We start from the raw sequence: 8147 nt of genomic DNA, 5'->3' as shown, positions 1-8147 counted from the left end.
GCCAAACCAGAGCGAGTAAGGCTCTACGCTCTCGCGTCTGGGCTTCCCGCAGTCTCGGTTTGCGACTATCCTACCTCTATTCGGGCGCCAGTAAGGCGCTCAAATGGGAAATGTCGGTTTATTTCAGGGCTCATCATCGCCGCTTTAAAGTTGGGCATGGGTCTATTCCTCTACAGGTTTTGCGTTCAGCTGAGAGCGAGCCAAGGCTCGTCAATGCAGCCTTCCTCACACCCTCCGGAAGGGAGGTGAGGAGCGACGCACGTTTATGATAAGCCTCGCCTTTCATTGTCCCCCCCGCAGATCAGCGAGGAGGGACGATATGGTCACGGAGACGAAACGGATTGACGATTCAGCGACGGCATAAGGTATAATGACGCGGTCCTTATGCCGGATTGAACCGCAACTATGGATAACATTGGGCACGTAACCTTCGCGTGTGTCAGCCTGTGGGGCCAGAAGCGGCGCCTTGCTTCGCGCTAGAACCTTACGCGGATCGGATTTATCCAACAGAACCGCTCCGAGACCGTAACGCCGCATTGCCCCCACACCATAGATAAGTAAAAGCCACCCCTCGTCGAGCTCTATAGGAGGGCCGCAAGTCCCAATCTGAACGAGTTCCCACCCGTGCCGCGGGGATAACAGGGTTTGCCCATAGTTCCACACACGAGGATCCTTAGTCTCCAGATAGTGGAGATTTTCCAGATCGAGGCGACCGATCGCTGCGTAATACCCGTTGATGCGACGCGGAAATAGCGCCAGCCCCTTGTAAGCGGACGCCGCCCCTTGAAGCGGGGTCAACTGGATGGTCTGAAAGTCAGTGGTTTCAAACAATTCAGTGGTGGTTTCACTTCCGGAGTACGCGGTGTACGTCCCCAGATATACCGTTTCGCCGTTCTCTTGCGTGAATTCCACCAACCTTAGATCTTCAATTCCCATTGCCTGAGAGGAAGTGATCGGAAATATCACCGTCGCAAAAAGCGATAGCCCATCGGGTCGGACCAGAGTCACCGGGCCCGCCGTCGCATGGGCAAGGGGACAAGCTTCGACAGCGAACGGGGGCTCGGGCTCCAGTTCAATCGTTCCGTCTTCAAGGATGAGAACGGAGCGAAAAGCCAGCGTCGAAAGGTGCCCCTCTCCTACGCACCGGACGGAGAGACAGAAACGCGTTGCGCCATCGACCAGGCCCGTCTGGTCAGGGTGCGTAACGATGGAGGGATTCATTACGGCGGCCGCCTCAAAAGCATATTCCCGGCAGAAGTAGGCTCCGATAAGCGCCGCATGCGGATCTTCGATATCATCCATGCCCCCGAAGTAGGGGCCGACCAGTTTCTTTACGTCCTCAAAGCGCTCGAGAAAGTACTTACGGGCATGAGGATGACCGCTGATAAAGCCCTGGCTGAGTTCTGTTAACCGCAGATGGCACTCATCGAACGACAGCCCGAGTATATACTGGCAGATATGTTGAGCGCGGGTGATATGACTTTGCGCTTGGCCCATCACCTTAGAGGTAAAGAAATATGGGCGCAAAACCGTTCGTTTCGGATTGATCCGCAAAACTGACGCGCTATGAAGAAATTCCGCACACATCTGATTTTGCCCTCTGGCCGCCGACCTTAACGGCTCAAGAGATAGAGAGCACCGCCCATCAACCCGATCCCCATGATAATACCAATCCAGGGTAATCGCTTTGCCTCGTCATGTGGCAAGCCTTGGCTGGGCTCATGCCGTGCGAATTTTTTCAACTTCTTTTGAATGTAGCGAATAAAATTGCCCGGCTTATCTTTCTTATAATCCAATTGAGACTCGGCCATATTTCCACACCTTTAAAAACCCGATATCTGAGACCTTTTCTCAGGGTCACGGGACGCAATATTCACAATATCATTTTTGATTTTGTTCCGTCACACTCGGAATCTACTCACATAGATTCCGGACGACATGAAAATATATTTACAGAAAGGATATGAGAACAGACCTGAACATGAATTGCTTGGCCACTTCCTCATGCTTGTGCGCCTAAACCGTCTCACCACCTGACGCTGCCAGCGCCAAGCGGGCAAGGGCGGGCATGGATTTGGACTTCGTCTTTTTCATGATGGCATTTCGATGGTTCTCTACGGTGCGTTGGCTAATGCCAAGGTCCGCCGCGATGTTCTTGCTGGGATCTCCTGCGAGAACGCGATCAAGGATTTGCTTCTGACGAGCGGTCAAAGTCCCCAGAACAGCGGCGGCCTCTTTCCGCCAGGTGTCTCTGCGATTCTCGTCATGTGAGACTTCAAGCGCGTGTTGCACGGTCACCAATAAATCGTGGGCGGAGATAGGCTTTTCAATAAAATCGGTGGCACCTGCCTTCATGGCGAGGACAGCCGTGGCGACGTCCGAGCGGCCTGTGATCATGACAGAAGGAAGATGATGCCCGGCCTCGGACAGACGCTGTAAAAGCTCCACGCCGCTTATCCCGGGCAGATAGGCATCAATCAGGAGACACCCTTCTGTTCCTGGCACATATGCGGCAAGAAAATCTTCACAAGACCCAAACTCATTAACATGTCGCCCGGCTTGGGTAAGCATGGATTTCGTGGACTCTCTGAAAGCCGGGTCATCATCAACGACGAAGACGGTTGGGCCCTCCCCCTCCGAAGGGCGTGCAAAGGGTATAGCATTTTTAGCCTTAGCGCGCGTGTCGGTGAGGATACGGTCAACTGTCTCCGCCAAAACGACCGGCGCGACAGGTTTGGTAAGTCGGGTATATTGGATTGCATCAATTTGAGCGCGCGTGGCACTACTCATGTCGGCCGTCATAATAATTACAGGTACAGGCGGTTGCAGAGGTGTGTGTAAAACGCGGTGGAGCCTCTCGACGGCTTTCAGGCCATTGGGCGGTTCAAGGAAGCTAAATTCACTCAGGATCAAATCGGGTCGAAGTTTGAGACGCTTAACCAAGTCTACGGCCGCATCCCCGTCTGCCAGAGCGTAGACGAGATATCCCTCTGCCGTTAGCATTAGCTCGATGAGATCACGCTCATCCGCGTCATCGTCGATAACGAGAACGGTCCCGGTCTTAACGTGAGGCTTTTTTGTGGTTTGGTCGTGCCGCAGATCGACCGCTCCGCCTCCGTTCGCGCTGTCGATTGGAACCTCTATCGAGAAAACCGAACCCCGGCCTTCCTGAGACCGGACGCGAATCCGGTGGTTCAGCATACCCCCCAACCGCTGGACAATCGACAACCCCAGGCCCAGACCACTGTTATCGACCTGTCCGGCGATATGCAGCCGCTCATATTCATTAAAAATATCAGCCAGTGAAGCGGCCGGGATGCCTATGCCTGTATCATATATTTCAATAGTGATGGACTGGCCATGCCGGCGACAGCCAACCAGAACCTTTCCCGTGTGTGTGTACTTTAAGGCATTGCTGACAAGGTTCCTAATCATTTGCTCCAGAAGTTGCGGATCACTCACCACGCTCGCGCGGCAAGGAAGCACGACGAAGTCCAACTTCTGTACCTGAGCGTGATAAATGAATTCATTTCTCACTCGAACCAGAAGATCATTGATAGAGAAGTGCGTAATTTCTGCATGCACGGTTCCAGACTCGATCTGATTAATGTCGAGCAGTGAGTCCAACATACCTGTAATGGACGAAAGGATATCCTCCAGACGCCTGACCAGTTGGAGTGCATGTTCACTTTCAACTGAATGCAGCAGCAACCCTTGGATCAGCTTCAGGGATTGGAGAGGCTGACGCAAGTCGTGACTTGCTGCGGCGAGGAATCGAGACTTCCCGACATTCGCTCGTTGCGCCTCCTGCTTAGCCGCCTCGAGGGCTATGGCCGTCTTGCGCCGTTCGGTTATGTCGGCAAATGTGATGACGACCCCATCCACATCCTCATCGGACACCTTGTAAGGCAGAATGCGACGGACGTACCACGCGCCGCTCTCGGCACGGATTTCGTGTTCGATAGGCACCAGCGTGGTGAGGACATGTCTCGCGTCCGTCAGCAGACCGGTATCGTCGGCCAGCGATCTTAAATCGGCCAGCGGTCGGCCGATGTCCCCGTGTATGACACGGAACAACCGGCGCGTAGCCGGTGTGAAAAAGCGGATATTCAGGTCTCTGTCGAGGAAAAGTGTTGCGATATCTGTACTGTAGAGAACGTTCTGCAGATCGTTAGAGGTCGTCTTCTGCCGTTCCAGGGTCTCTTGTAACTGGCTGTTCAGCGCGGTCAGCTCTTCATTCAGTGATTGCAACTCTTCCTTGGATGTAAGCATCTCTTCATTTGTTGACTGAATCTCCTCGTTGACCGAGAGCAACTCATCATTAATCACCTTTTGCTGCGCCGCAGACCTTTCGAGGTTTCGGATAGCGGAGCCTAACTCGCTCCGGGTGGATTCGAGCTCAGACTCTAGTGCCTCGATCTGACGAATGTGCGGGGCACCTCCCCTTCGCATCCCTGAGGTTGGGGCCGGGGGTGGATCGATAAAACACACCAGGTATAGAAATTGTCCGTCGTTTTGGATGGGAAGTATGGTGATTTCAAAGCCGAAATCGATATCTCCGAACCGAAGGCGGCCATCCTTTACGTTTGCGGGTCTCTTCTCATGCACTGCCTGCTGAAGGGCTGACCTCAGCTTGGTGCGAACGTCTTCACGGGCGAGCGACAACAGGTCCAGAACCGCCGGCCCGTGCGGCATCGCGAGGTACCGGTCTGTCTCACCTGTAAAATGAAGACACTCGCCCCGTTCATTTGTAAGGACAAAGGCGGACGCGAACGCCTCCATGACCGCCTTATGCGACAAGTTCAGCAGGGTGGTAGCGCTCGGAATGGCCTTATCGCCAAGCCTATGCCTTAAAGGTATCCAGTTGTCTTTATTGCCCGGGCTTACCGAGAAGGTATTGGGCGGGCTTCGCCCGTCCTTCCGGTAAAGTCTTTGCGCCCGTGAAATTAATGAGAACGGACTCTCTCCGCTGCCCGCTGTTTCAGAGGCCCCCAGTAACAAGACGCCCTGATCGAGGAGTGCGAAGTGAAAAAGGGAGAGAAGTTTCGTTTGAGCCTCAGGCTTCAGGTAGATGAGCAGATTTCGGCATGAGATCAGATCAAGGCGCGAAAACGGTGGGTCATTCAGGACATCGTGGACTGTAAAAACGATGTCTCCACGTATTTCCCGTGAAACCCGGTAGTGATCGCCCTCTTTTGTGAAGAAGCGCGCTATTCGTTCCGGCGACACCTCCCCCATTGCTGAAGCCGGGTATACGCCTTCTCGCGCGCGCGCCACAGCATCGGCATCCAGATCAGAGGCAAAAATCTGCACCTTCAATGGGCGTTTAGCCGCATCAATGGCCTCTCTGAAAACCATGGCGAGAGAGTAGACTTCTTCCCCGGTGCTGCAACCGGCCACCCAAATTCTTAAAGGCAGCTCGGTCGGGCGTTTAGATATAAGTTCGGGAACTGTTTTGGAGGCGAGGAAGGCATAAACCTCAGGGTCCCGGAAAAAGCAGGTGACATTGATAAGAAAATCATCAGCGAGGAGGGTCAGTTCGCCTGGGTCCTGCCGCAGGCGGTCAAGATAGTCTGACATGTTGGCCTTGGCCATGCCCGCCATCGCCATGCGCCGATCGGTTCGTCGCTTCAGTGTTCCCGTCTTATAACATGTAAAATCATGCCCTGTTGACTGACGCAGGAGCGTGATGATTTCAGCCATGGCATAGCCAAGGGGTGCCGGGCCAAGGGGTGCCGGGCCAAGGGGTGCCGGCGCATCCACCGTAAGGCCTGTTTTTGGCCGTTGTGGAGCGGGTAGAGCAAGGCCCGGATTCAGATCGGCAACGCGTCTGATGAGAGCTGCGGGCATATCCCTGACTTTTAAAACCTTATCGGCGCACGCCGTCAGAATAGCGCTCCGGGGCATAGCATCGAATCCTGCCTCCTGCGGGTCTTGCACGATGACAAAACCGCCAGCGTCTCGCAGGGGTTTCAGACCTGCACTCCCGTCCGCCCCCATCCCAGACAGCACAACACCGATTGCACGGGGACCCAACTCGCTCGCCATAGACTGCAAAAGAAAATCGAAAGGCAGGCGAAAGCCATGGGGCTGAGGGGGTGGGGAAAGCGACAGTTTTTCTCCGGCGACCGCCAGATAGGTTCCCGGTGGAATGATGTAGAGGTGCCCCGGCTCCATCGTAACGCCATGGGACGCCTCCGACACTTTCAAGACAGTTCGCCCGGCTAGAAGCTCAACCAAAAGACTTTCATGGTTCGGGTCCAGATGCTGAACCAGCAAAAAGGCCAGACGAGCATCGATTGGTACGGCCGCGAACAAATCGCGACAGGCCTCCAGACCGCCGGCTGATGCGCCAACGCCCACGACAGCAAAACAAGGGGGCGATACCTCAAAAGGTTCGCGTTCGCCTTTAACCGCTTCTTCGCCCGTTCGGATACGCACTTCTGACGATCGGTCGGCGGCGGACATGTAGCCTCAGGGGTAAAGCCGTATCCCTCAGAGCGGGGACAGACCCCGACTAAGCGACAATTTTCTGAAGCGGATGATGAATTAAATTGAAATAATTGTCAAATTTTCATTCCCAATTTTATTTCTTTTGTCAAGCAAACTTAAAATAAATATATAGTCAGGATTCAGTATTATATTTTCAATATTTAAAAAGTTGATGCCCTTGCGCAAGTTAAATTTAACGCTCTATAACCCGTCAGCTTTTCCCGGATACCAGGCGCAGCGGTAACGGCATCTCGAATGTAAAAACCGTCTGTATGACGTCAGAGACCACTCGTATGTCACCATTGTGCGCGCGCGCGATTTCGGCGCACACATAAAGACCGAGGCCAAGCCCTTCTGAGCGGGCGTTCGTCCCTCCGCGTTCGAATGGCAAAAACAGCCTCTCACATTCCGGGAGAGAGATCGGCCGTCCCTGATTGCTGACCGATAATGCAAATCGACCATTGAGTTCGCAAACGTCAACGATGACGGACCCGGTCTGACTTCCATGGCTCAAAGCGTTTGCCACGAGATTAGACAAGAGCTGAGAGAGGCGCCGATGATCACAGTTAATCACGCCCGGTAAGTTTACCTGCAACTTTATATCCCTTGAGGGGTGGGTGACCCTCAGTTCGTCAACAACATGGGCAAATACCGGCCCCAAATTCACATCGACACAGGTGAGCACCATTCCTGCCCCCAGCCGCCCCCTGGCAAAATCCATTAAGTCGTCTACAAGCGCCGAAATTCTGAGCGCACTCCCCTCAACCAATTTCGCTGCCTCTGTCTGGCGGTCATTCAGTGGGCTTTTGCACATTACCTCCAACCCGGAAAGAATCGCGGAAAGCGGATTTCGAAGATCGTGGCCCAGTATGGCAATGTACTGCTCACGCAGTCCGGCCGTTCGTCTTTCGGCACTTAACGCGCAGTTCGCCACGTCCCCGTCCACGCATCTATCGGCTAAGGGCGAAAGTGTGCGGGAAGGCTCAGGCGCCCTCGACGCCCCGCGGTCACCACAGTCGGCATCACTTCGTCTAGTCATTTTCACCCTCGTAACCGCAGAACAAAGGACCCATTCCAGATTTTGAAGCCTTGCGACCGAATATGTCTCAAACGCACAGAGGAAATTTAATTTTCCGGTCGCGACCAAGGCCCGTCAAATTAATCAGTTTTTGATAAGGAGGAAAAGTTTCGGAAAGTACTCAGACACAGAAACCCAAACCCTCTATTTAATTTTTTTATTAAATAATTTCAGATTATTAACTTTGAATTGTGGGCATTTTTAAAATTTCCTACATATAAATTTAATTTATTGTTTTTGATTTTTGCATGAATGTTTTGTTTGATTTCATAAAATATATCAATAATTAATTATTTATGCTCTTTAATTAGTATTATCGCCCTTATACATTCCTCGGCAAAACCCTCTGTATTCGTATAATCATGTTCACATCTATCCATTTTTCCAGGAGTGACGAATACGTCATTGAGCCGTGACAACAAATTTGGTTCGTTTTCGACCAGATGTGCGACCACGATCGTAAGCGTAAACACGCACCCATGTTGCGGATCTGACGATTTTGTGGATCAGGCGCCGGCTTTATCTGGCTTAAAATTCCATGGCATCAACTCGTCGAGACGAGAGACGGTCCAGCCGT

At 53.0% G+C, this 8147-nt stretch carries 4 protein-coding genes; all 4 read right to left on the bottom strand.

Features of this window, described 5'->3' with window-relative positions; all coding sequences use genetic code 11:
- Positions 1 to 282: 282 nt before the first annotated feature.
- Complete coding sequence (locus Q0072_RS13665) at positions 283 to 1587, bottom strand: glycosidase (RefSeq protein WP_298331133.1); 1305 nt, start codon at positions 1585 to 1587, stop codon at positions 283 to 285.
- 26 nt (positions 1588 to 1613) lie between these two features.
- A complete protein-coding gene (locus Q0072_RS13660) occupies positions 1614 to 1811 on the bottom strand; it encodes a hypothetical protein (protein WP_298331131.1) in 198 nt (65 codons plus the stop codon).
- Positions 1812 to 2016: 205 nt separating this feature from the next.
- Complete coding sequence (locus Q0072_RS13655; protein ID WP_298331129.1) at positions 2017 to 6468, bottom strand: chemotaxis protein CheB; 4452 nt, start codon at positions 6466 to 6468, stop codon at positions 2017 to 2019.
- 235 nt (positions 6469 to 6703) lie between these two features.
- Positions 6704 to 7438 carry a HAMP domain-containing sensor histidine kinase gene (locus Q0072_RS13650; RefSeq protein ID WP_298331127.1) on the bottom strand — a complete coding sequence of 245 codons (735 nt, stop codon included), beginning with the start codon at positions 7436 to 7438 and terminating at the stop codon, positions 6704 to 6706.
- Between the last annotated feature and the right edge of the window lie 709 nt (positions 7439 to 8147).

Source organism: Asticcacaulis sp. (genome assembly GCF_027484505.1).
Taxonomy (GTDB): Bacteria; Pseudomonadota; Alphaproteobacteria; order Caulobacterales; family Caulobacteraceae; genus Asticcacaulis.
This window is presented reverse-complemented; position numbering and strand designations above follow the sequence as displayed.

Coding starts and splice junctions, on each gene's coding strand:
- Q0072_RS13660 (WP_298331131.1), bottom strand. CDS start 1,811: ATGGCCGAGTCTCAATTGGATTATAAGAAAGATAAGCCGGGCAATTTT.
- Q0072_RS13655 (WP_298331129.1), bottom strand. CDS start 6,468: ATGTCCGCCGCCGACCGATCGTCAGAAGTGCGTATCCGAACGGGCGAA.
- Q0072_RS13665 (WP_298331133.1), bottom strand. CDS start 1,587: ATGTGTGCGGAATTTCTTCATAGCGCGTCAGTTTTGCGGATCAATCCG.